At 60.5% G+C, this 22818-nt stretch carries 20 protein-coding genes; 13 read left to right on the forward strand and 7 right to left on the reverse strand.

Annotated features, from left to right (window positions below; all coding sequences use genetic code 11):
- Window positions 1-271: 271 nt before the first annotated feature.
- Both trmA and BMY73_RS22315 read right to left on the reverse strand, forming a co-directional pair.
- Window positions 272-1357 (reverse strand): tRNA (uridine(54)-C5)-methyltransferase TrmA, encoded by a 1086-nt coding sequence (trmA, locus tag BMY73_RS22310; RefSeq protein WP_092409817.1) that lies wholly within the window; start codon window positions 1355-1357, stop codon window positions 272-274.
- Window positions 1354-2646, reverse strand: coding sequence for an NCS2 family permease (locus BMY73_RS22315; protein WP_092409819.1), 1293 nt, complete (start codon window positions 2644-2646; stop codon window positions 1354-1356). The genes trmA and BMY73_RS22315 overlap by 4 nt, the downstream gene beginning before the upstream one ends.
- 289 nt (window positions 2647-2935) lie before the next feature.
- Between BMY73_RS22315 and BMY73_RS22320 the strand changes: the two genes are divergently transcribed.
- From BMY73_RS22320 to BMY73_RS22340, 5 genes are all read left to right on the forward strand, one after another.
- Entirely contained in the window at window positions 2936-3469 is a 534-nt protein-coding gene (locus BMY73_RS22320; RefSeq protein ID WP_062389987.1) for a (2Fe-2S)-binding protein, read from the forward strand.
- Window positions 3466-4452: an FAD binding domain-containing protein gene (locus BMY73_RS22325; RefSeq protein ID WP_092409821.1), complete on the forward strand. Its 987-nt coding sequence runs from the start codon at window positions 3466-3468 to the stop codon at window positions 4450-4452. The genes BMY73_RS22320 and BMY73_RS22325 overlap by 4 nt, the downstream gene beginning before the upstream one ends.
- Complete coding sequence (locus BMY73_RS22330; RefSeq protein ID WP_092409823.1) at window positions 4452-6671, forward strand: xanthine dehydrogenase family protein molybdopterin-binding subunit; 2220 nt, start codon at window positions 4452-4454, stop codon at window positions 6669-6671. Before BMY73_RS22325 ends, BMY73_RS22330 begins: the two co-directional genes overlap by 1 nt.
- Before the next feature lie 373 nt (window positions 6672-7044).
- Window positions 7045-7986 (forward strand): choline ABC transporter substrate-binding protein, encoded by a 942-nt coding sequence (gene choX, locus BMY73_RS22335; RefSeq protein ID WP_062389993.1) that lies wholly within the window; start codon window positions 7045-7047, stop codon window positions 7984-7986.
- Between the two features lie 205 nt (window positions 7987-8191).
- Complete coding sequence (locus tag BMY73_RS22340) at window positions 8192-9127, forward strand: alpha/beta hydrolase (RefSeq protein ID WP_062389996.1); 936 nt, start codon at window positions 8192-8194, stop codon at window positions 9125-9127.
- Window positions 9128-9137: 10 nt separating this feature from the next.
- Here the strand turns inward: BMY73_RS22340 and BMY73_RS22345 are convergent, their stop codons facing one another.
- Window positions 9138-10385, reverse strand: coding sequence for an MFS transporter (locus tag BMY73_RS22345; protein WP_092409825.1), 1248 nt, complete (start codon window positions 10383-10385; stop codon window positions 9138-9140).
- A 429-nt stretch (window positions 10386-10814) separates the two neighbouring features.
- Here BMY73_RS22345 and BMY73_RS22350 point away from each other — a divergent pair, with 429 nt between their 5' ends.
- Genes BMY73_RS22350 through BMY73_RS22360 form a run of 3 tightly spaced genes read left to right on the forward strand, consistent with a single transcriptional unit; the run spans window position 10815 to window position 13488 of the window.
- On the forward strand, window positions 10815-12254 hold the full coding sequence (locus BMY73_RS22350) for a cytochrome ubiquinol oxidase subunit I (protein ID WP_062389999.1): 1440 nt from the start codon (window positions 10815-10817) through the stop codon (window positions 12252-12254).
- A gap of 3 nt (window positions 12255-12257) precedes the next feature.
- The gene (gene cydB / locus BMY73_RS22355; RefSeq protein ID WP_092409827.1) at window positions 12258-13265 is read left to right on the forward strand and encodes a cytochrome d ubiquinol oxidase subunit II; all 1008 of its coding nucleotides are present in this window, start codon (window positions 12258-12260) and stop codon (window positions 13263-13265) included.
- 55 nt (window positions 13266-13320) lie between these two features.
- Window positions 13321-13488 (forward strand): DUF2474 domain-containing protein, encoded by a 168-nt coding sequence (locus BMY73_RS22360; protein WP_092409829.1) that lies wholly within the window; start codon window positions 13321-13323, stop codon window positions 13486-13488.
- Between the two features lie 167 nt (window positions 13489-13655).
- Here BMY73_RS22360 and BMY73_RS22365 read toward each other — a convergent pair whose 3' ends face one another.
- Window positions 13656-14780, reverse strand: a complete 1125-nt coding sequence (locus BMY73_RS22365) for a methyltransferase (protein ID WP_092409831.1) — start codon at window positions 14778-14780, stop codon at window positions 13656-13658.
- A 165-nt stretch (window positions 14781-14945) separates the two neighbouring features.
- Window positions 14946-15194 (reverse strand): helix-turn-helix domain-containing protein, encoded by a 249-nt coding sequence (locus BMY73_RS22370; protein WP_092409833.1) that lies wholly within the window; start codon window positions 15192-15194, stop codon window positions 14946-14948.
- A 336-nt stretch (window positions 15195-15530) separates the two neighbouring features.
- On the opposite strand from BMY73_RS22370, the gene BMY73_RS22375 reads away from it, so the two are divergent.
- On the forward strand, window positions 15531-16307 hold the full coding sequence (locus tag BMY73_RS22375; protein WP_092409835.1) for a ferredoxin--NADP reductase: 777 nt from the start codon (window positions 15531-15533) through the stop codon (window positions 16305-16307).
- Window positions 16308-16468: 161 nt separating this feature from the next.
- On the opposite strand, the gene mscL is transcribed toward BMY73_RS22375, so the two are convergent.
- Window positions 16469-16918 (reverse strand): large-conductance mechanosensitive channel protein MscL, encoded by a 450-nt coding sequence (mscL, locus tag BMY73_RS22380; RefSeq protein ID WP_062390015.1) that lies wholly within the window; start codon window positions 16916-16918, stop codon window positions 16469-16471.
- Window positions 16919-17115: 197 nt separating this feature from the next.
- On the opposite strand from mscL, the gene radA reads away from it, so the two are divergent.
- Window positions 17116-18486 (forward strand): DNA repair protein RadA, encoded by a 1371-nt coding sequence (gene radA, locus BMY73_RS22385; protein WP_092409837.1) that lies wholly within the window; start codon window positions 17116-17118, stop codon window positions 18484-18486.
- A gap of 362 nt (window positions 18487-18848) precedes the next feature.
- Here the strand turns inward: radA and BMY73_RS22390 are convergent, their stop codons facing one another.
- On the reverse strand, window positions 18849-19217 hold the full coding sequence (locus BMY73_RS22390) for a PilZ domain-containing protein (RefSeq protein WP_062390021.1): 369 nt from the start codon (window positions 19215-19217) through the stop codon (window positions 18849-18851).
- Window positions 19218-19349: 132 nt separating this feature from the next.
- Here BMY73_RS22390 and BMY73_RS22395 point away from each other — a divergent pair, with 132 nt between their 5' ends.
- From BMY73_RS22395 to yjiA, 3 genes are all read left to right on the forward strand, one after another.
- Window positions 19350-21419 (forward strand): carbon starvation CstA family protein, encoded by a 2070-nt coding sequence (locus BMY73_RS22395; RefSeq protein ID WP_092409839.1) that lies wholly within the window; start codon window positions 19350-19352, stop codon window positions 21417-21419.
- A gap of 26 nt (window positions 21420-21445) precedes the next feature.
- Window positions 21446-21643: a YbdD/YjiX family protein gene (locus tag BMY73_RS22400; RefSeq protein ID WP_062390028.1), complete on the forward strand. Its 198-nt coding sequence runs from the start codon at window positions 21446-21448 to the stop codon at window positions 21641-21643.
- Window positions 21644-21780: 137 nt separating this feature from the next.
- Window positions 21781-22752 carry a GTPase gene (gene yjiA, locus BMY73_RS22405; RefSeq protein ID WP_092409841.1) on the forward strand — a complete coding sequence of 324 codons (972 nt, stop codon included), beginning with the start codon at window positions 21781-21783 and terminating at the stop codon, window positions 22750-22752.
- The last annotated feature ends 66 nt before the right edge of the window (window positions 22753-22818 follow it).

Below are 22818 nucleotides of genomic sequence, written 5' to 3' on the forward strand. Positions count from 1 at the left end.
CCGGCTTGCTGGCGAAGGCGCCGGGTCAGACACTGATATGTTGAATGACCCACCGCATTCGCCACTGTCGTAACCTCCAGCGGCTCCCACAGGATCCGCGTCGACTCACGAACCTGTGTCAGGCCCAGACCTGTTGATCGTTCCCACGCTCTGCGTGGGCATGCATTTCGTGACGCTCCGCGTCACACGGTGATGGACGCGGAGCGTCCGGAGCGGTGCTCCCACGCGGAGCGTGGGAGCAATCAGTCCTGCAATTGTTTTATTCCAGCCATCAACGCCGAACCAGCAACACACCTGACTCCATGTGGTGGGTGTACGGAAACTGATCGAACAGCGCGCAGCGCTCGACCCGGTGGGTGTCATGTAGCTGGGCGATGTTGGCCGCCAGGGTTTCCGGGTTGCAGGAGATGTACAGGATACGTTCGAAACGACGGGTGAGCTCGCAGGTGTCCGGGTCCATCCCCGCACGTGGCGGGTCGACGAAGACGCTGCCGAACTCGTAGCTCTTCAAGTCCACACCGGCCAGACGGCGGAACGGGCGCACATCGTTCAGCGCTTCGGTCAGCTCTTCCGCCGACAGACGCACCAACGACACGTTGTCCACAGCATTGTCCGCCAGGTTACTCAAGGCGGCGTTGACCGAGGTCTTGCTGATCTCGGTTGCCAGCACTTTGCGCACACGGGTCGCCAAGGGCAGGGTGAAGTTGCCGTTGCCGCAGTAAAGCTCCAGCAGGTCATCCTCACGGTCGCCCAGTGCTTCGTATGCCCAATTGAGCATCTTCTGATTCACCTTGCCATTGGGCTGAGTGAAGGCTCCCTCCGGCTGGCGGTAGCTGAACGTGCGCCCGGCGACCTCCAGTTCCTCGGTCACGTAATCGCGGCCGATGACCAGCCGTTGCCCCTTGGAACGGCCGATCACGCTGACCTTCAAGTCCGCAGCCAGTTGCTCGGCTTCCAGCTTCCAGGCGTCATCGAGCGGGCGGTGGTAGCACAGCGTGATCATGCCGTCGCCGGCCAGCGTGGTCAGGAAGTCGACCTGAAAAAGCTTGTGGTTGAGCGTCTTGCTGGCTTCCCAACGGCCACGCAGCATCGGCATCAGTGCGTTGATCTGCTCGCTTGCAATCGGGAAGTCGTTGATCAGGATCGGCGTGTATTTGTCGCCCGGTGTGAACATCGCATAGTGACGTTTGCCGTCGTCGCGCCACAGGCGAAATTCGGCGCGCAGGCGATAGTGCTCGCGCGGAGAGTCGAAGACCTGAGGTTCCGGCGCGTCGAACGGTTTCAGCAATTCGCGAAGACGATCAGCTTTTTCATCGAGCTGACGGCCATAGCTCGCAGGGTCGAACGTACTGCTCATGGATAGAAGCCCAGCTTGATGACGAACAGGATCGACAGCACGACGAGCGCCGAATTCAGCTCACGGCCGCGGCCCGACAACAGCTTGATCACAGTCCATGAAATGAAGCCAAACGCGATGCCGTTGGCGATGGAGTAGGTGAATGGCATCGCCAGTGCAGTGAGCACGACCGGCGCGGCTTCGGTGATGTCGTCCCAGTTGATTTCCGCCAGACCGGACGTCATCAGCACGGCCACGAACAGCAAGGCCGGGGCGGTGGCGAAGGCCGGAACACTGCCGGCCAGGGGCGCGAAAAACAGCGCCAGCAGGAACAGCACCGCGACCACGATAGCGGTCAGGCCGGTACGGCCGCCGGCACTGACGCCAGCGGCCGATTCGATGTAACTGGTGGTGGTCGAGGTGCCCAGCAGCGAACCGGCCATGGCGGCGGTGCTGTCGGCCACCAGCGCACGGCCCATTTTCGGCATGTGGCCGTCTTTGCCCATCAGGCCCGCGCGCTTGGCGACGCCGATCAGCGTCCCTGAGTTATCGAACAGATCAACGAAGAGAAACGAGAAGATCACGCTGACCAGACCGATGTTCAAGGCTCCGGCGATGTCCAGTTGCAGGAAGGTCGGCGCCAGCGACGGCGGCATCGACACCACACCGCCGAACGGCGAGAAGCCCATCAGGATCGAGACGATGGTCACAGCCAGAATCCCGATCAGCACTGCGCCCCGCACTTTCAAGGCTTCGAGCGCCACGATCAACGCGAAACCCAGCGCTGCCAGCACGGGAGCCGGCTTGGCCAGGTCGCCCAGACCGACCATGGTGGCGGGATTGCTGACCACGATGTCGGCGTTGTGCAGGGCGATCAGCGCCAGGAACAGACCGATACCGGCCGCGATCGCCGAGCGCAGCGGCAGCGGAATACTGTTGATGATCCACTCGCGGATGCGAAAGATCGACAGCAGGAAGAACATCACGGCAGAAATGAACACCGCACCCAGCGCCACTTGCCAGGTGTGTCCCATGTGCAGCACCACGGTGTACGTGAAGAACGCGTTCAACCCCATGCCCGGCGCCAGCGCGATCGGGTAGTTGGCGATCAGGCCCATGACCGTGGAGCCGATGGCGGCTGCCAGACAGGTCGCGACGAAGATGGCGCCTTTGTCCATGCCGGTCGCGCCGAGGATGCTCGGGTTGACGAACAGGATGTAGGCCATGGCCAGGAACGTCGTGACGCCGGCCAGGATTTCCGTGCGCACATTGGTGTTATGTGCCTTGAGTTGAAACAGCCGCTCCAGCATGTGTGGCTCCCCGTGGCGCAATGCGCCATTGATGAAATCGACTAAAACAGCAAAGCACAGCTTGCCGAAACAGCTTGCACAAATTCTGCCAGTCGCAAAAAGCCGCGCATCATACCAGCGTCCCCCGTGAAAGGCTGCTGACGTTGATCGGCAGGGAAATAGTCGGTGCGCTGGGGGCCGCGAGCCCGACACGCTCATCACAAACCCTGAACGTTTAGGAAAATCTGCAAGTCGTACCTCTGGAGACGCAGATTGACTGCGCAGACGTGTACCTAACGTGAGGTTTGCCATGAGCGAGACAACTGACCTGGCCTTCGCAGAGCATTCCATTGCTCTGACGCTAAATGGCCAGCCGAGACAATTGAACGTGCAACCGTGGGCCACGCTGCTGGATGTGTTGCGTGAGCAACTGGACCTGGTGGGCACCAAAAAAGGGTGTGACCACGGACAGTGTGGCGCCTGCACGGTGCTGCGCGATGGCAAACGGGTCAATGCGTGCCTGACGCTGGCGATCATGTGCGATGGCGCCGAGTTGACGACCATCGAAGGTCTGGCGGATGGCGACACCTTGCACCCGATGCAGCAGGCGTTCATCAAGCACGACGCATTTCAGTGCGGGTACTGCACGCCGGGTCAGATTTGTTCGGCGGTAGGGCTGGCCAACGAAGGTCGGGCGCAAACCCCTGACCAGATCAAAGAGCTGATGAGCGGCAACCTCTGCCGTTGCGGCGCCTACACCAATATTCTCGCGGCGGTCGAAGAAGCGTTGCCGCAGTCCGCCGCCCAGGCATCGGTGGTCAGTGAGGGAGGGATCGACGCATGAATCCTTTCCATTACAGCAAGCCCGTCGACGTCAGTCAGGCGATCAGCCTGGCCGGAGCGGCCAGCCGTTTTATTGCGGGCGGCACCAACCTGCTGGACCTGATGAAAGAAAACGTCGCCCGGCCTGAGCACTTGATCGATATCACCGGCCTGCCCCTGAAGGACGTCCGGGAAACGGCCAACGGCGGCCTCATGATTGGCGCGTTGGTGAGCAACGCCGACCTGGCGTGGCATCCCTTGGTCGAAGCGCGTTATCCATTGCTGTCCCAAGCCATCCTGGCGGGCGCCTCGCCTCAGTTGCGTAACATGGCCAGCACGGGCGGGAATCTGCTCCAACGCACCCGTTGTTACTACTTTTATGACGCGGCGGTGCCCTGCAACAAGCGCGAGCCGGGGAGCGGATGCCCGGCCAAGGACGGCCTCAACCGGATTCACGCGATCCTTGGCGCCAGCGACAACTGCGTCGCCACTCATCCATCGGACATGTGCGTGGCGCTGGCCGCGCTGGACGCGGTGGTGCATGTGGAAGGTCGCGGCGGCAAGCGCACCATTGAATTCGCTGACTTTCACCGGCTCCCGGAAGACGCCCCTCAGCGCGACAATCAATTGGCCGATGATGAATTGATTACCGCCATTGAACTGCCGCCCCAAGGGTTCGTTGAGCACAGCCACTACCTGAAGATCCGCGATCGTGCATCCTACGCCTTTGCGTTGGTGTCAGTGGCGGCCGCTCTCGAGCTGGACGGCGACATCATTCGAGACGTGCGCTTGGCCCTGGGCGGCGTGGCGCACAAGCCTTGGCGCGACAAGGCGGTCGAGCAGACCCTTAAAGGGCAACCCGTGTCCCGGGAAAATTTCGTGGCGGCTGCCGAAGCCATGCTGCGTGACGCCAGGCCGCTCGAGCACAACGCCTTCAAGATCAAGCTGGCGCAGCGCGCTATCGTCCGTGCGCTCAGCGACGCGGCAACCGGAGGTAAAGCCTGATGAATGCGAAAATCAATCCACCCGGCCAAGTGTCGCCTGTCGGACAACCGCTGGATCGCGTCGACGGTCACCTGAAAGTCACCGGGCAGGCACGCTACGCCGGTGAATACCCCAAGACCGGTCTGCTGCACGGCAGCGTGGTCTCCAGCAACATTGCTCGCGGTCGTGTGCTGCACATCGATGCTTCGCAAGCGCTCCAGGTTCCCGGCGTCGTCGCGGTCATCGATCACACCAATCGGCCGCATGTCGCCAGTTATGACGAGGACTACGAAGACGCGGACTCGGCAGAAGGCTCCCCGTTCCGGCCGTTGTACAACGACCGTGTGCTATACAGTGGTCAGCCGTTGGCGCTGGTGGTGGCCGACACCCTTGAGATCGCGCGACATGCCGGATCGCTGGTGCGCATCGAGTACGAAACCGACGCTCATCAGACCGACTTGAGCGCAGTGCAGGACGAGGCACACACCGCACCGGCTGAAACGCCCAAACCACGCGGCGATTTCCCGACTGCTTTTTCCCAGGCGGCGGTGACGGTGGATGCTCGCTACAGCACACCTAATGAGCACCACAACCCGATGGAGCCGCACGCCTCGACCGTGATGTATCAGGATGACGGCAGTCTTGAGATCCATGACAAGACGCAAGGTACACAGAACTGCCAGGACTACCTGCACAAGGTGTTCGGCCTGGAGAAGGACAGGATTCGCATCCTTGCAGCGTTTGTCGGCGGCGCATTTGGCTCCGGCTTGCGCCCGCAGTACCAACTGCCGTTGGCCGTCATGGCGGCGCTGCATCTCAAGCGGTCGGTCCGCGTTACCCTCACGCGCCAGCAGATGTTCACGTTCGGCTATCGCCCCCACACGTTGCAGCATCTGCGATTGGGTGCCACTGCCGAGGGTCGCTTGGTGGCGGTCGGGCACGACGTGATCGGCCAGACGTCGCGCTTCGAGGACTTCACCGAGCACGTCGTCGAGTGGAGCGGCATGCTTTACGCCTGCGATAACGTCCAGCTGACCTACAAGCTGGCGCCGCTGGACGTCTACACGCCGCTGGACATGCGGGCGCCGGGCGCGACGTCAGGCATGGTCGGGCTGGAGTGTGCGCTGGATGAGTTGGCGTGTGCGGCCGGTGTCGACCCGGTGCAATTGCGCGCGATCAATTTTGCAGAGCGCAACGGTAACGAAGGCAAGCCTTACTCCAGTAAAGAATTGCTGGCTTGTTATGAGCAAGGGGCCGAGCGTTTCGGCTGGAGCGAGCGTAATCCCGAGCCACGCAGCATGCGCGAAGGTCGGCAACTGATCGGTTGGGGCATGGCCGGTGGCGTGTGGGAAGCCATGCAGATGAAAGCCAGCGCCAAGGCCAGCGTCGACAGCAGCGGCAAGCTGACTGTCAGCAGTGCGACCACCGACATCGGGACCGGCACGTACACGGTCATGACGCAGATTGCGGCTGAAGCGGCGGGCATGCTGCCGCAGGACGTTACCTTCGTACTGGGTGACTCTTCGTTGCCGACGGCTCCACTCCAGGGCGGCTCGTTTACTGTCTCCTCCGTCGGTACTGCCGTGCAGCAAGCGTGCCGTGCGTTGCGCGCCAAACTGCTGGATGCCGTGCGCATGGCGCACCCGGAATTCGCGGTCGTGGACATGCACGAAGTCGAGTTCGGCGACGGGCAACTGAACGTACGCGGACAACGGTTTTCCTACGCAGACATTGTCCGTCAGTCGTCACACGAGACACTGGAAGTACAGGTCGACGCCGAGCCAGACGAGAAACGCGAAGGGTATTCGACGGCGACTCACTCGGCGGTATTCGTCGAAGTGCTGGTCGATGAAGACCTGGGCACCATTCGCGTCAACCGTGTGGTAAGTGCCGTGGCTGCTGGTCGCGTGGTCAATCCCAAAACGGCACGCAGCCAGATCCTCGGCGGCGTGGTGTGGGGCATCAGCCAGGCCATGCAGGAAGAGACTCAGACCGATCAGCACCTGGGCCGCTTCATGAACCACAGCCTGGCCGAATACCACATCCCGGTGAACGCGGACATTGGCGACATTGACGTGCTGTTCGTTGAGGAAAACGACGACATCGTCAACGAACTGGGTTCCAAGGGCGTGGGTGAAATCGGCATCGTCGGTGTGGCGTCGGCGATTGCCAATGCGATTTATCACGCGACCGGGAAGCGAGTGAGGGATTTCCCGATTACGCTCGATAAGGTGCTTTGATGCCTGGGTTCGAGGTTTGCCAATATCGCGTGGCAAACCCCTGATCCTGTGGGAGTGAGCTTGCTCACGAAAGCGGATGTCCGGGCGCTGAATAGGCGACGGGTGTACCGGCCTCTTCGCGAGCAAGCCCACTCCCACTGAATATTCGTCGGGGCGCTACAGTGGGCATCGACGACACCGCCTTTTTGTCAACTCTGCAAATCTTCCAATGTCGCCCCAGTGCAACCACAGGTCGCGCTGGTGCGCTTCGTCAGCAAGGCGGCTGCGTAATTTGCTCCCACGCGACAGCATTCGAACTGTCGTGGGTCTTGAAGCCTTAGAAAAACTGCCGAAAAGAGCTGAATAAAATAACGAGCCGACCCGAGGAGCACGCATGAAGAGATTTATTCGTCAGATCAGTTGCGGTGTGTTGATGCTGAGCAGTACCGCCTTGATGGCCGCTGAGCCGGCCAAATGCCAGAGCGTGCGGATGGGCGTGGTCAATTGGACCGACGTGATCGCGACCAGTGCGGTGGCTGAAGTGCTGCTGCAAAACATGGGTTACGACGTCAAGCAGACCAGTGCGGCGCAGCAGATTATCTTCGGCGGCTTGCGCGATGACCGACTCGATGTGTTTCTGGGGTACTGGAAGCCGGCGATGGACAAGAACATCGCACCGTTCGTGGCTGCCAATCAGGTCAAGGTTTTCGACACACCGAGCATGAGTGATGCTCAGGCGACGCTGGCCGTGCCTCAATACGTTGCCGATGGCGGGCTGAAGACCTTCGCCGATATCGCCAAATTCAAGGACAAGCTGGGCGGCAAAATCTACGGGATCGAGCCAGGCACCGGGGCCAATGCCAACATCAAGGGGATGATCGAGAAGAATCAGTTCGGCCTGGGTGGCTTCCAGTTGGTGGAATCGGGCGAAGCGGGCATGCTCGCCGCCGTGCAGCGTGCGGTCAAGCGTAACGAGTGGGTGGTGTTCGTGGGCTGGACCCCCCACCCGATGAACATCAACATGAAGATCGCCTACCTGACCGGCAGCGAAGACGTGTTCGGTCCGCACGAAGGCGCGGCCACCGTGTCGGTGGTCACTGCTCCGGATTACGCAACGCGTTGCCCGAACGTGAACAAGCTGCTGAGCAACCTGAAGTTCACGGCCGCTCAGGAAAGTCAGATGATGGTGCCGATCATGGACCGCAAGGCGCCGAACGACGTCGCCAAACAGTGGCTCAAGGACCATCCTGAAGACATGAAACGCTGGCTGAATGGCGTCACCACGTTCGATGGCAAGGACGCAGAGACGGCGGTGCAGGTCGCGGTCAATAAATAAGCCGCAGGTGTGATTCGTTCGGTCCCGAGTGGGCCGCGTGCTTACCTTGTGGGAGCGAACTCATTCGCGAGTCGTCAGTGCAGTCGCTTCGTCCATGGCGACCGGACTACCGAATCGCGGGCTTGTTCGGTCCCACAATGCTCCCGCCCGTCACCGGCCAGGCCACTCTCTCGATCCCGGCGGTTCCGACGGGCAGGAGCCACACATGCCCACTCACTATCCACTGTCGCCAGCCATGGTCTGCTTTGTTGAAGAGACCCTGAGTTTCAGCGTCGCGTCGCTGGACATCACTGACCAGCGCCGCGCCTACTCGCACATGTGCGAAGCCTTCACGCCCGCCCGCTCGCCGGATCTCGAGGTCAGGGATTTCTTGCTCGCGGGTGTCCTGGTTCGCAGCTATCGACCTCGGCACCTCTCGGTCGAATACCCGGCTCCTTGCGTGGTGTACCTGCATGGTGGCGGCTGGGTGGTCGGTGATCTGGATTCCCACGATTTTCTTACTGCCGCGCTCGCGGTCGATCTCAATGCCGTTGTGATTGCCGTGGACTACCGACTGGCGCCTGAGCATCCGTTTCCGGCGGGATTCGGTGACTGCCTGGCCGTCTGGCATGCGTTACAGGTTCAGGCGCCGCGGATGGACATCGATCCCCGTCGAATCGCGATTGCCGGTGACAGCGCGGGCGGTAATCTGGCAGCGGCTGTGTGCCTGGCGCTGCGCGATGCGGGGGAGCGGCAGCCCGCCGGACAGGCATTGGTGTATCCGGGGCTGGGTGGCGACGATGATCTCCCATCACGCACCGAGTGTGCGGATGCGCCGTTGCTCAGCTCGGCGGACCTTGGGTTTTATCGTCAGCTGTATATGAATGAAAGCGAGCGTTCACCGTACGCCATGCCATTGAACGCGACTGATTTCCGGGGGTTGGCACCTGCGTTCATTGCGGTGGCCCAGTTCGATCCGCTGCGCGATGACGGCGTCTGTTATGAGCGCGCCTTACGCGAAGCGGGCGTGGCGACCGAGTTCGATCCCGGCCTGGGTCTGGTGCATGGCAGCCTGAGAGGCAAAGGTCAGGTGCCGGAGGTGGATGACGTTTACCGGCGCCTGGTGTCGGCCTTGCTGGGGTTTATCCGCCGTTCATTGTGACCGGCGTTGGTTAAACCGTGGCTTTCTCGGCCTCTGCCACGATCTCGCTCATCCGGTCCCGCTTGGCCAGCCCGGGGAACAGTTTTATCCACAGCCCGGTGATCGCCAGCGTACCCACACCACCAAGCACCACGGCGGGGACGGTGCCCAGCCAGTGCGCGGTCAGCCCGGATTCGAACTCACCCAACTGGTTCGACGCGCCAATGAACAGCCCATTCACCGCACTGACCCGACCGCGCATGTCGTCCGGCGTCTCCAGTTGCACGAACGAACCACGGATCACCATGCTGATCATGTCCGCCGCGCCCAGCACGACCAGAGTGGCCAGCGAAAACCAGAATGAGGTCGACAGGCCAAAGGCAATAGTGGCCACGCCGAAAATACCGACGGCGGTGAACATGGTGCGACCGACATTGCGCTCGACCGCATAACGCGCCAGAAACAACGACATGCCCAATGCGCCCACGGCAGGCGCCGAACGCAGCAGGCCAAGGCCCCACGGTCCTGTCAGCAAAATGTCCTTGGCGAACACGGGCAGCAGCGCCGTGGCGCCCCCGAGGAGGACGGCGAACAGGTCCAGTGAAATGGCGCCCAGAATGTCGGGCCGGCTGCGGATGAAACGGATGCCCGCCAGCAGCGAGTCCAGTGTCGCCTTGCCTTTGTTCAGCGGGGTCTGACGTGCGGGCAGATTGAGCATCAGGCAACACGCGATGACGTAAAGCAACACTGTCGGGCCATAGACCCAGATGCTGCCGAAGGCATACAGAAAACCACCCACGGCGGGCGCAACGATGGTCGCCGATTGCTGTGCCGACTGTGCTGCCGCCACGGCGCGAGGAAACAATGCGGTCGGCACGATGCTCGGCAGCAGCGCCTGCGTCGTCGGCATCTCGAAAGAGCGGGAGGCGCCGAGCAGGAACGCCAGGATGAAAATCATCTCCCGCGTCACGCTGTCCGTCACGCTGCCAATCGCCAGCGCCAGCGCAATCAAGGCCTGCAACGTTTGGCAGATCGCAGCGACCTTGCGCCGGTCGTACCGATCCGCGACATGCCCGGTGTGCAGCATGAACAGCACGCGCGGCGCGAACTCCACCAGACCCACGAGCCCAAGATCCAGCACATTGCCGGTCAACTGGTAGAGATTCCAGCCGATGGCCACAGTGAGCATCTGAAAGCCACTGGCCGTGAACACACGGGCAAACCAGAAGGCGACGAACGGTCGATGGTGACGCAGCGCAGCAGGGGTTTGAGTCGGCATTGAATCGACAGCCAGGAGGGAAGAGGAAGGTTTCACAGGTTGCCACTTTGCATCAGATCGCCTTTTTGTAACAGAGCATTGCCGCCGTTGTGCTTGGCAATAGCATCTGGCGAGCGCCGCAGCCATCTGATCCGTCTTTATCGAAACTGCTCTGTATCAAGGGGTGAGGCAACTCGCCACGCGACAAAAGACCACGCAGTTCACCTGCCAAAATGGGACTACTCTTTGATCGTTGGTTGACCTGAATCAAATTCGCGTGGCGTGCGGATTGACCAGGCGGCTTGACAGAACTCCCGCGTCGTCTTCTGGCCTGTGGCCTGAGCACGAACTAAAAAGAACAAACGCATTACGTCGTACTCAATACACCGTGGGGTCAGACGCTGAGGGCCCCAAGGTCCGGAGCCGGTTTCACCTGATAGAGGAAGACCTATGTTCGGTTTAGAGGCACTCGATCTCGCCCGAATCCAGTTTGCGTTCACCGTTTCATTCCACATCCTGTTCCCTGCCATCACCATTGGTCTGGCGAGTTTTCTCGCTGTGCTCGAAGGCTTGTGGCTCAAGACCCATGACAACACCTACCGCGACCTGTACCACTTCTGGTCGAAAATCTTCGCCGTGAACTTCGGCATGGGTGTGGTTTCGGGTCTGGTCATGGCGTATGAGTTCGGTACCAACTGGAGCCGGTTCTCAGACTTCGCCGGTGCAGTCACCGGGCCGCTGCTGACCTATGAAGTGCTCACGGCGTTTTTCCTTGAAGCCGGGTTTCTGGGTGTGATGCTGTTTGGCTGGAACCGTGTCGGGCGCGGCCTGCATTTTTTCGCCACGGTCATGGTGGCGGTCGGGACACTGATTTCGACCTTCTGGATTCTGGCGTCCAACAGCTGGATGCAGACGCCGCAAGGTTTTGAGATCGTCGACGGTCGGGTCATTCCGGTCGACTGGTTCGCCGTTATCTTCAACCCGTCCTTCCCGTACCGCCTGGCACACATGGCCATTGCCGCGTTCGTCGCGACGGCCTTCTTCGTCGGCGCTTCGGCTGCCTGGCATCTGCTGCGCGGGCGGGATAATCCGGCCATTCGCCGCATGCTCTCGATGGCCATGTGGATGGCGCTGATCGTTGCACCGATTCAAGCGGTGGTCGGCGACGCCCATGGTTTGAATACGCTGGAGCACCAGCCGGCCAAGATCGCCGCTATCGAAGGGCACTGGGAGAACGTGGGTGACGAACCGACCCCGCTGATTCTGTTCGGTATCCCGGACATGAAAGAGGAGCGGACCAAGTACGCCGTTGAAATCCCGTACCTGGGCAGCCTCATTCTGACCCACAGCCTGGACAAGCAGATCCCGGCACTCAAGTCGTTCCCGCCCGAGGACCGCCCGAATTCGCTGATCGTCTTCTGGTCGTTCCGGATCATGGTCGCGTTGGGCATGTTGATGATCGTCGTCGGCTTGTGGAGTGCGTGGCTGCGCTGGCGCGGAGGGCTTTACAGCAACCGGGCATTCCTGACGCTGGTCATGTGCATGGGCCCGGCTGGCCTGATCGCTTTGCTCGCGGGCTGGTTCACCACTGAAATCGGGCGTCAGCCTTGGGTGGTCTATGGGCTGATGCGTACGGCCAATGCATCGTCGAACCACAGCGTGGAGCAGATGACGATTACGTTGGTGCTGTTCGTCGTGGTGTATTTCATGCTGTTCGGCGCAGGCTTCGGCTACATGATGCGCCTGGTGCGCAAAGGACCGAAAACCCACGAAGGCGATGACACGCCGCACGGTGGTCCTGGCCAGAAACGCACCCCTGCACGTCCTCTCTCCGCTGCCGACGAAGGCACTGAAGAAGGGCACAAAGACAGCCTGCGTGAGGTGAACTGAGCCATGGGTATTGATCTTCCACTGATCTGGGCCGTGATCATCATCTTCGGCATCATGATGTACGTCATCATGGACGGTTTCGACCTCGGGATCGGCATTCTCTTCCCGTTCATCAAAGGCAAGTCCGACCGCGATGTGATGATGAACACCGTCGCACCGGTCTGGGACGGCAACGAGACCTGGCTGGTGCTGGGTGGCGCGGCGCTGTTCGGTGCGTTCCCGCTGGCCTACTCGGTCGTGCTCGAAGCGTTGTACCTGCCGCTGATCTTCATGCTCATCGGACTGATTTTCCGCGGCGTGGCCTTCGAGTTTCGTTTCAAGGCGACCGACGCCAAGCGGCACCTCTGGGACAAGGCATTCATCGGCGGCTCGCTGGTGGCGACGTTCTTCCAGGGCGTGGCGCTGGGCGCCTTCATCGATGGCATTCCGGTGGTCAACCGTGCGTACGCGGGCGGTGGGCTGGACTGGCTGACACCGTTCTCGCTGTTCTGCGGACTGGCGTTGATCGTGGCCTACGCGTTGCTCGGCTGCACCTGGCTGATCATGAAGACGGAAGGCGGTCTGCAGAAGGCGATGCACGACCTGGCGCGGCCCCTGGCAATCGCGACGCTGGTGGTGATGGGCATTGTCAGCCTGTGGACCCCGCTGGCGCATCAGGACATCGCCGACCGCTGGTTCAGCGTGCCGAATCTGTTCTGGTTCATGCCCGTGCCGGCACTGGTCCTGTTGACCATGTACGGACTGTTCAAGGCGGTCGAGCGTAACGCGAACTACACGCCGTTCCTGCTGACGCTGGTGCTGATCTTCCTGGGCTACAGCGGCTTGGGTATCAGCCTGTGGCCGAACATCGTGCCGCCATCCATTTCGATTTGGGACGCTGCCTCGCCACCGCAAAGCCAGGGCTTCATTCTGGTCGGGACCCTGTTCATCATCCCGTTCATCCTGGGTTACACCTTCTGGAGCTACTACGTGTTCCGTGGCAAGGTCACTCACGAAGACGGTTACCACTAGTTGGCGTTCGGCGCCGGGTTTTCCCCGGGGCCGTATCCTCGAAGAGGGCTCATCGATGTCCGGTAAAGAATCTTTTCACGACGAAGACCCCGCGCAGAAGAAGCCGCTTTGGCAGCGTATCGGCTGGCTGGTGGTCATCTGGTGCGGGAGTGTGTTTGCGCTGTTCATCGTGGCCAGCCTGTTGCGGATGTTCATGACAGCGGCAGGTATGAAGTCGCACTGAGTGTTTTTTGCGCAATAAAAACCCGCTTCGGCGGGTTTTTTGGGTCGGTGCCTTATCGGCCTGACGAGCAGGATACCTGTAGGAGCGCGCTTGCCCGCGATTGCGATATGCCAGTCACCACTGAGTCGGCTGGAATAATGCATCGCGGGCAAACGCCTACAGACCCATCATTTGCGGGCTTTGAGAATCACGAACTTCGGCGTTGCCGCCACTTGCTCAACCCCTCTGAACAACCTCGCCAGCTTGCTGTGGTAGCCCAGGTGACGGTTGCCGACGATGTACAGCGCTCCACCCGTTATCAGTGCAGACCGTGCCTGCTGGAACATGCGCCAGGCCAGAAAATCGCCGACCACTTGTTGCTGGTGAAACGGCGGATTGCACAGCACCACATCCAGTGAATCCGGTTCCTGACCCGCAAGACCGTCACCCGCATGGATCACTGCCTCACGGTCACCTAACGCCAACTTCCAGTTTTCCTGAGCGGACTGCACCGCCATGAACGACTCGTCTACCAGTGTGTACTGCGCATCCGGGTTGGCCAGGGCGCTGGCAATTGCCAACACGCCATTACCGCACCCCAGGTCCGCGACGCGCGCGGTGCCCAGGTTTTTCGGCAGATGCGGCAAGAACGCGCGCGTGCCGATGTCCAGGCCGTCACGGCAGAACACGTTGGCGTGATTGATCAGCTCGATCTTCGGCTCGTCCAGCCTGTAGCGGGTAGGGTAAGGCGAAGGCTGAAGCGCTTTTGCCTGCGGCGTGCAAAACAGCAAACGCGCCTTCTTCACCGCCAGCGAAGCCTGCACCTGGCCAACGTACTCTTCCATCAATTCACCCGCCGAACGGGGCAAGTGTTTGATCATCCCGGCGGCAACCACCTTGGCGTTCGGTGCCAACTGCCCTTGCAGGCGAATCAGTTGCTCCTCAAGCAGCGCGAGCGTCTTCGGGACGCGAATCAGCACCCAGTCGAACGGACCGTTCAATGGCTCACTGGCAGGGATCACCGGCACGGCATCGTATGCCTGACCGTTGCGCACCAGATTCTTTTCCAGCGCCTGAGCGCCGAGAAAGGAGTCCGTGCTGCTGAAGACGGCCGCGTGCGGTGCAAGGCTGGCGGCAAGGGCACCGAAGCTGTCGTTAAGAATCAGCATGCGGGTTTGCAACGTCACGCCATGTTCAGCAACGTGATTGAGCAGGTACTCGTCGGCGGCGTCGAATGCCTGCAAGGGTTCATCCGACTGCTCGGGCTGGCGAATCAGGTCGAGCTCGGCAAAAGGCGTGGTAAGCAGGGGCATGTAAAGGGAATGTCCATTCGTAGGCGACGCGGTCAGGCGCTCGGCGGGTGTCATATAAACGCCGTTGCTACCGGACTCAGCAAACCAGCGATTTTACGTGTTTTTCGACCTTTCGCACCTGAGGTTTTTCGCCGTCGTCCATGAATTGGTCCATGCCCCGCGTAATCAAAACACCCCGTGCAGCGCTGCCTGCACCACCGCCGAGGTCTTGTTCGTCACCCCCATTTTGCGAATGGCGCTGCCGATATGAAAGTTCACCGTTCGCAGCTTCAGGTCGAGAATCATCGCCACTTCAGCGGCTGTTTTTCCTTCTGCGGACCACTTCAGTATTTCTGCCTCCCGAAGTGTCAGCCCCTTGTGGGGCAGCGGGGCGGTCTCTGTCAGTTGAGATGACGCCAGTGTTTGATGTTCCATCGCAAGCCTCCATGCCTGATCTTTCTGGCTACCGTTTTGATTGAAGTCTAGGAAAAAACCTTCATGCGGATGGGTGTCGGCCAGTTGCTGCTGACGAGCGGACAATCCAGGAGGGCGTTCTGCGTTTTGCGAAAGCGCTGTTCAATCAGCGCGTTATCGCGTTGCGTAGAGGCTGTCGTTGCTGATCGCGATAACGGTGATCGCGAAATACTCTAAAAGTACGTTCAATAACGTCCAGTCCGGTAGGGTATACCACTACAAACCCGCGGTGTTTATCGTGGCCTGTTTGCGGGAAACTGGGGCTCTTGATTGAGTGACTGGAGCCAGGAGCGCCCAATGACTGCCAGTGTAGAAAAATTCACCCGACAAACACTGCTGGACGTAACGCCGTTGACGCCAAGCCTGTTCACTTTTCGTATGACCCGCGATCCAGGTTTCCGCTTCATCGCGGGCCAATTCGCACGGCTGGGCGTGACCAAGGCTGACGGGACCACGGTGTGGCGCGCTTATTCGGTCGTGTCCTCGCCGTTCGATGAGTTCCTGGACTTTTTTTCGATCGTGGTGCCGGGAGGCGAATTCACCAGCGAACTGAGCCGGCTGCGCAAGGGCGATACGCTGCTGGTTGAAAAACAGGCGGTGGGCTATCTGACGCTCGACCGGTTTTCCGATGGCAGGGATCTGTGGATGTTGTCCACAGGCACGGGCGTGGCGCCGTTCCTATCGATTCTTCAGGACTTCGAAGTATGGGAGAAATTCGAACGCATCATCCTGGTCTACAGCGTTCGCGAGGCGAAGGAGCTGGCGTATCAGGAACTGATTGCGGAACTGACCCAGCGCGAGTACCTGGCCGAATATGCGCACAAATTTCAGTTCATCGCCACCGTGACACGCGAAGAACATCCGGGCGCGTTGCATGGACGGATTACCACGCTGATTGAAAATGGCGAGCTGGAGAAGGCGGCTGGCGTGGCGCTGACGCCTGAGTATTCCCGGGTCATGATCTGCGGCAATCCACAGATGATCGACGACACCCGCGCACTGCTCAAAACCCGCGACATGCGCCTGGCCCTGACCCGCAAGCCGGGGCAGATAGCGGTGGAGAATTATTGGTAAAGCACGTGTCAGCAGACGGACAGAGTAACTGTGGGAGCGAATTCATTCGCGAGAGGCCGTTACATTCGCTGGAAAATTGCGTCTGATGGACCGCATCGTGAATCAATTCACTCCCACAAGGTTTCTCACCGAGCACACGTGCTGTGGCAGAAGCCTTTTGCTTAAACCAACCGATCAGGGTTCACAGGCATCGGCGCAGCCGGCTTGCTGTTCTGCTCTTTGAGCAGGTCACGGATCTCGGTCAGCAGGGTTTCCTGGGGTGTCGGCACTGGTGGCACGGTGGGGGCTTTGGCTTCTTCGCGCTTCAGGCGGTTGATGGCCTTCACGCCCATGAAGATGGCGAACGCAACGATGATGAAGTCGATCACCGTCTGGATGAATTTGCCGTAAGCCAGTACCACGGCAGGTGCCGTGCCTTCCGCGCCTCGAAGGGTGATCGCCAGATCACTGAAGTCCACGCCGCCGATCAGCAATCCCAGAGGGGGCATGATTACATCGCCGACGAACGACGAAACGATCTTGCCGAATGCCGCGCCGATGATGATACCGACGGCCATGTCGACGACGTTTCCTTTTACGGCAAAGGCTTTGAACTCGCTTAGTACGCTCATGGGGTATTCCTTTGTTACAGATGAGGGTGGTGAATGCAGTGTATGTCAGCTACACGCATCGCGCGTAATCCCTGCAATCGACCGGCTCGGGTCGGGTAAGTTTTATTGAATCACCCGAAAAGGTGGATCGCCGTCCCTTCACACGCAGGTGTTTGAGCCTTGGGGTATGATTGCCCCTTTTTTCTGGCGGGGGTTTCATGGCCAAGGCCAAACGCATGTATGGCTGCACCGAGTGCGGCGCGACCTTTCCCAAATGGGCCGGGCAATGCGGCGAATGCGGCGCCTGGAATACCCTGGTCGAGACGGTCATTGAAAGCGGCGGCGCAGCGGCCCCGACTGGTCGTGCGGGCTGGACTGGCCAGCAGGCGCAGATCAAGACCCTGGCCGAAGTCAGCGTCGAGGAAATCCCGCGCTTCTCCACCAACTCGGCGGAGCTGGACCGCGTGCTCGGCGGTGGTCTGGTGGACGGTTCGGTGGTGTTGATCGGCGGTGATCCCGGTATCGGCAAATCGACGATCCTGTTGCAGACCCTGTGCGCCATTGCCGAGCGCATGCCCGCGCTGTACGTCACGGGTGAGGAATCGCAGCAGCAAGTCGCCATGCGCGCCCGACGCCTTGGGCTGCCTCAAGACAAACTGCGGGTCATGACTGAAACCTGCATCGAGAGCATCATCGCCACTGCGCGGGTCGAGCAGCCAAAAGTCATGGTGATCGACTCGATTCAGACCATCTTTACTGAACAACTTCAGTCGGCGCCGGGCGGCGTCTCGCAGGTTCGCGAAAGCGCTGCGTTGCTGGTGCGGTATGCGAAGCAGAGCGGCACTGCGATCTTCCTGGTCGGTCACGTGACCAAGGAAGGCGCACTGGCCGGCCCGCGCGTCCTCGAACACATGGTCGACACCGTGCTGTATTTCGAGGGCGAGTCGGACGGGCGCCTGCGCTTGTTGCGCGCGGTGAAAAACCGCTTCGGTGCCGTCAACGAACTGGGCGTCTTCGGCATGACCGACAAGGGCCTGAAAGAAGTCTCCAATCCCTCGGCGATCTTTCTGACCCGCGCGCAGGAAGCTGTCGCGGGAAGCGTGGTCATGGCGACCTGGGAGGGCACCCGCCCGATGCTGGTGGAGGTCCAGGCATTGGTGGATGACAGTCACCTGTCCAATCCGCGCCGCGTCACGCTGGGTCTCGATCAGAATCGTCTTGCCATGTTGCTGGCGGTGTTGCACCGCCATGGCGGCATCCCGACCCACGATCAGGACGTGTTCCTGAACGTGGTCGGTGGCGTAAAAGTGCTGGAAACCGCGTCCGACCTGGCGTTGATGGCAGCGGTCATGTCCAGCCTGCGCAATCGTGCATTGCCGGGGGATCTGCTGGTGTTTGGGGAGGTTGGCCTGTCAGGCGAAGTACGCCCGGTCCCCAGCGGGCAGGAACGCTTGAAGGAAGCCGCCAAGCACGGCTTCAAACGCGCCATCGTGCCCAAAGGCAACGCGCCGAAAGAATCTCCGCCGGGCCTGACCGTGATTGCCGTAACACGGCTCGATCAGGCGCTGGATGCGTTGTTTGAGGAGTGACATGACCTGGCAGGCAGAGGCTTCATTATGAGCGCTGGCTTTCTGGGGAGCGCAGGGTGCCAGTCGCCATCCTCATCACTGCTCCACCGCATTCGCCAGCAAGCCGGCTCCCACAGGTCTGCGGTCTGGACACAGGTTCGTGAGTCGACCTGGATCCTGTAGGAGACGTCCGAGGTTACGAGGGTATGGGCCGCAATTCGGACGAAGGCGGTGTGTCAGTTGCCATAGATGTTGCTGACCCGCTGCATTCGCCAGCAATCCGGCTCCCACCGGTCTGCGGTCTGGACACAGGTTCGTGACTCGACCCGGATCCTGTGGGAGACGTCCGAGGTTACGAGGGCAGCGAATGGGGCAGGCGACGCTCATACCTCAATCAACGCCGCCAACTCCCGCTCCATCTCGTCGTGATCCGCCAGGTTCAGTTCGATCAGCCGACGCAGGTGGGTCACCGAATCCAGTCCGATGTGTTCACAGACAAACCCCAGATGGTTGTGATCGTCATGGGTCAGTCGCACTTCCATCTGGACGTCGATGTCGACGTTCAGATGAATGTCGACGATGAACGGCTCGTCGGGATTGCCCAACCATGGCGAGGGGCGTTCGATCAGCAGGCCTTTGAGCGACAAATCGATCAGGTGAACGGGCCAGGTCTTGGGGCCTTGCGTCAATTCGGTCTTGGCATCGAACGAGATGCGTTTAAAGCGTCGGCGGTCTTCGTGGGAATCTGTCATGGGGCGACTTCTCCTTGGCTGCTTTGACTATAGGCCAAAACCCGCGCTAGACCATTGGGGGGTGGCCTTTCGCTTCAGCAGCGCTAAACTCTGGGGGCTGCTCACACAAGTCCACTCAGCTGGAAATAAAAAATGAAAAACAATAACAGTGTCCTGCGCCATGTGCCCTGGCTGATTGTCGCGATTCTTGGGGCATGGGCCCTGGGAGTGGTTGCATTGCGTCGGGGAGAGGCAATCAACGCACTCTGGATCGTGGTCGCCGCGGTCGCTATCTATCTGGTTGCGTATCGCTACTACAGCCTGTTCATCGCCACCCGCGTCATGCAACTTGACCCGACGCGGGCCACGCCTGCGGTGCTGAACAACGACGGTCTGGACTACGTGCCGACCAACAAACACATTCTTTTCGGCCATCACTTTGCCGCTATCGCCGGTGCAGGTCCGCTGGTCGGGCCGGTCCTGGCTGCGCAAATGGGTTACTTGCCCGGCACACTCTGGCTGATCGCCGGTGTCGTGCTGGCCGGTGCGGTTCAGGACTTCATGATCCTGTTCCTGTCCACCCGCCGTAACGGCCGTTCGCTGGGCGACATGGTTCGCGAGGAAATGGGCCGCATTCCCGGCACCATCGCCTTGTTCGGTTGCTTCCTGATCATGATCATCATCCTCGCGGTGCTGGCGCTGATCGTGGTCAAGGCCCTCGCCGAAAGCCCTTGGGGCATGTTCACGGTCATGGCGACGATTCCGATCGCGATGTTCATGGGCATTTACATGCGCTACATCCGCCCGGGCCGCATTGGCGAAATCTCCGTGGTGGGCGTGGTGCTGTTGCTGCTGTCGATCTGGGTCGGTGGCCAAGTGGCCGCGAGCCCTGAGTGGGCGCCGCTGTTTACCTTCACGGGTGTGCAAATCACCTGGATGCTGGTCGGTTACGGCTTTGTAGCGGCCATGCTGCCGGTCTGGCTGGTGCTGGCGCCACGCGATTACCTGTCCACCTTCCTGAAAATCGGCACCATCGTCGCACTGGCGATCGGCATTCTGATTCTGGCGCCCGAGCTGAAAATGCCGGCCCTGACCCAGTTCACCGACGGCACTGGTCCGGTCTGGAAGGGCACGCTGTTCCCGTTCCTGTTCATCACCATTGCCTGCGGTGCCGTGTCGGGTTTCCATGCGCTGATTTCTTCAGGCACCACGCCGAAACTGCTGGATAACGAAGTCAACGCCCGTTACATCGGTTACGGCGGCATGCTGATGGAGTCCTTCGTGGCCATCATGGCGATGGTTGCGGCCTCCGTTATCGAGCCCGGTGTTTACTTCGCCATGAACAGTCCGGCGGCGATTGTCGGCAGCGACGTTAACGCGGTGGCGCAGATGGTCAGCAGTTGGGGCTTCGTGATTACCCCGGACCAACTGATCGCAACGGCAAAGGATATCGGTGAAAACACCGTACTGGCTCGTGCTGGCGGGGCGCCAACCCTGGCCGTCGGTATCGCGCAGATCCTGCACCAGGCCTTCCCTGGCCAGAACACCATGGCGTTCTGGTACCACTTCGCGATCCTGTTCGAGGCGCTGTTCATCCTGACGGCTGTTGACGCCGGTACCCGTGCCGGTCGCTTCATGCTGCAAGACTTGCTGGGCAGCTTCGTGCCCGCGCTCAAACGCACCGAGTCCTGGACCGCCAACGCGATTGGTACCGGCGGCTGCGTGGCGTTGTGGGGCTATCTGCTGTATCAGGGCGTGATCGATCCGTTGGGCGGCATCAACACCTTGTGGCCACTGTTCGGTATCTCCAACCAGATGCTGGCCGGTATCGCGCTGATGCTGGCGACCGTGGTCCTGATCAAGATGAAGCGTCAGCAGTACGTGTGGGTCACCATCCTGCCAGCCTCCTGGCTGTTGATCTGCACCGTGACCGCGGGCTTTATCAAACTGTTTGATCCAAGCCCGGCCGTTGGCTTCCTGGCGCTGGCGAAGAAATACAGCGCGGCAGCAGACGCCGGTCAGGTGCTGGCTCCGGCCAAGACCATGGACCAGATGCAGCACGTGATCTTCAACGCGTACACCAACGCGGCGCTGACCACCCTGTTCCTGTTCGTGGTGCTGAGCATCCTGTTCTATGCAATCCAGGTGGGCCGCGCGGCCTGGACCAAAAAAGAGCGTACCGACAAGGAAGCGCCCTTCCAGGCCTTCCCGAAAACCAACTGAGTGCGCTGTGAGGCGAGGAGCTGCGTATGTTCAATGACCTGAGTCGTTTGGGTAAGTATCTGGGCCAGGCAGCGCGCCTGATGGTGGGCATGCCGGACTACGACAACTACGTCGAACATATGCAGAACAAACACCCGGACAAACCGGTGATGACGTACGAGGCGTTCTTTCGGGAACGCCAGGACGCCCGTTACGGCGGCAAGGGTGGGCCCAAGTGCTGTTGATTGAGTAGTTCGTCGATACATCCTGTAGGAGTGAGTTTGCTCGCGATTGCGATCTGTCAGATACGACGAGGTACCTGACACGACGTAATCGCGAGCAGGCTCACTCCTACAGTCATTTTTGCACTGGAGATTTTGTTGTGTTCACCCCCATCCCCGTCACCGTCCTGAGTGGTTTTCTCGGCGCGGGCAAGACCACGTTGCTGCGTCATCTGCTCAAGGAAGAGCACGGCCTGAAAATCGCCGTGATCGAAAACGAATTCAGTGACGCCGGCGTCGACACGCAATTGCTGGGCGATGAGCCCGTTCAGGTGATGACCCTGTCCAATGGCTGTGTGTGCTGCACCATCCATACCGACTTGACCAAGGCGCTGTTCCTGCTGCTGGAGCGTCTGGACAGCGGTGAAATCGCTTTCGACCGCCTGGTGATCGAGTGCACGGGCCTTGCCGATCCCGCGCCGGTGGCTCAGACGTTCTTCATCGATGAGGAACTGCGCGAGCGCTACATCCTCGACGGCATCATCACGCTGGTCGACGCGGCTCACGCCGACACCCATCTGGAACAAACCATCGCCCAGGCACAAATCGGTTTTGCCGACCGCCTGCTGGTGAGCAAGACCGATCTGGTGGACGAAGCGACCCTGGAGGCCCTGAGTCAGCGTCTGACACGCATCAACCGGCGTGCGCCGATTCGCGTTGTCGAGCATGGCAAGATCGATCTGGCCGAACTCCTCGATGTGCGCGGCTTCAACCTGAACGCCGACATCGGCGGCATGACCTTGCGTCCGGCAGCGCCTGCGGGCCGCTCCATCGACCGCATCAGCAGCCTCGTCCTGCGCAGCGAAAAAGCGCTGGATATCGACAAGCTCAGCGAGTTCATGAACGAACTGCTCGAAGACCACGGTAAACAGCTGCTGCGCTATAAAGGCGTGCTGAATATCGCGGGCGAAGATCGCAAGCTGGTGTTTCAAGGCGTGCTGAAGTTATACGGCTTCGATTTCGATGTGGAGTGGGCAGACGGCGAGATGCGCGAAAGCGTGATCGTGTTCATTGCCGATGACTTGCCGGAGGAAAAGATTCGGGCAGGGTTTGCGAAGGTGGCGGCGGATTGAATCTGCTATACGCCGCGGAACAACTGTAGGAGCGCGCTTGCCCGCGATAGGGTTTGTCAGTCACTA

Origin of the sequence: Pseudomonas sp. NFACC02 (assembly GCF_900110765.1) — a bacterium.
Lineage (GTDB): Bacteria > Pseudomonadota > Gammaproteobacteria > Pseudomonadales > Pseudomonadaceae > Aquipseudomonas.

Coding starts and splice junctions, on each gene's coding strand:
- radA (WP_092409837.1), top strand. CDS start 17,116: ATGGCCAAGGCCAAACGCATGTATGGCTGCACCGAGTGCGGCGCGACC.
- BMY73_RS22320 (WP_062389987.1), top strand. CDS start 2,936: ATGAGCGAGACAACTGACCTGGCCTTCGCAGAGCATTCCATTGCTCTG.
- BMY73_RS22330 (WP_092409823.1), top strand. CDS start 4,452: ATGAATGCGAAAATCAATCCACCCGGCCAAGTGTCGCCTGTCGGACAA.
- BMY73_RS22360 (WP_092409829.1), top strand. CDS start 13,321: ATGTCCGGTAAAGAATCTTTTCACGACGAAGACCCCGCGCAGAAGAAG.
- mscL (WP_062390015.1), bottom strand. CDS start 16,918: ATGAGCGTACTAAGCGAGTTCAAAGCCTTTGCCGTAAAAGGAAACGTC.
- BMY73_RS22350 (WP_062389999.1), top strand. CDS start 10,815: ATGTTCGGTTTAGAGGCACTCGATCTCGCCCGAATCCAGTTTGCGTTC.
- BMY73_RS22370 (WP_092409833.1), bottom strand. CDS start 15,194: ATGGAACATCAAACACTGGCGTCATCTCAACTGACAGAGACCGCCCCG.
- cydB (WP_092409827.1), top strand. CDS start 12,258: ATGGGTATTGATCTTCCACTGATCTGGGCCGTGATCATCATCTTCGGC.
- choX (WP_062389993.1), top strand. CDS start 7,045: ATGAAGAGATTTATTCGTCAGATCAGTTGCGGTGTGTTGATGCTGAGC.
- BMY73_RS22325 (WP_092409821.1), top strand. CDS start 3,466: ATGAATCCTTTCCATTACAGCAAGCCCGTCGACGTCAGTCAGGCGATC.
- BMY73_RS22345 (WP_092409825.1), bottom strand. CDS start 10,385: ATGCCGACTCAAACCCCTGCTGCGCTGCGTCACCATCGACCGTTCGTC.
- BMY73_RS22375 (WP_092409835.1), top strand. CDS start 15,531: ATGACTGCCAGTGTAGAAAAATTCACCCGACAAACACTGCTGGACGTA.
- trmA (WP_092409817.1), bottom strand. CDS start 1,357: ATGAGCAGTACGTTCGACCCTGCGAGCTATGGCCGTCAGCTCGATGAA.
- BMY73_RS22395 (WP_092409839.1), top strand. CDS start 19,350: ATGAAAAACAATAACAGTGTCCTGCGCCATGTGCCCTGGCTGATTGTC.
- BMY73_RS22340 (WP_062389996.1), top strand. CDS start 8,192: ATGCCCACTCACTATCCACTGTCGCCAGCCATGGTCTGCTTTGTTGAA.
- BMY73_RS22400 (WP_062390028.1), top strand. CDS start 21,446: ATGTTCAATGACCTGAGTCGTTTGGGTAAGTATCTGGGCCAGGCAGCG.
- BMY73_RS22365 (WP_092409831.1), bottom strand. CDS start 14,780: ATGCCCCTGCTTACCACGCCTTTTGCCGAGCTCGACCTGATTCGCCAG.
- BMY73_RS22315 (WP_092409819.1), bottom strand. CDS start 2,646: ATGCTGGAGCGGCTGTTTCAACTCAAGGCACATAACACCAATGTGCGC.
- BMY73_RS22390 (WP_062390021.1), bottom strand. CDS start 19,217: ATGACAGATTCCCACGAAGACCGCCGACGCTTTAAACGCATCTCGTTC.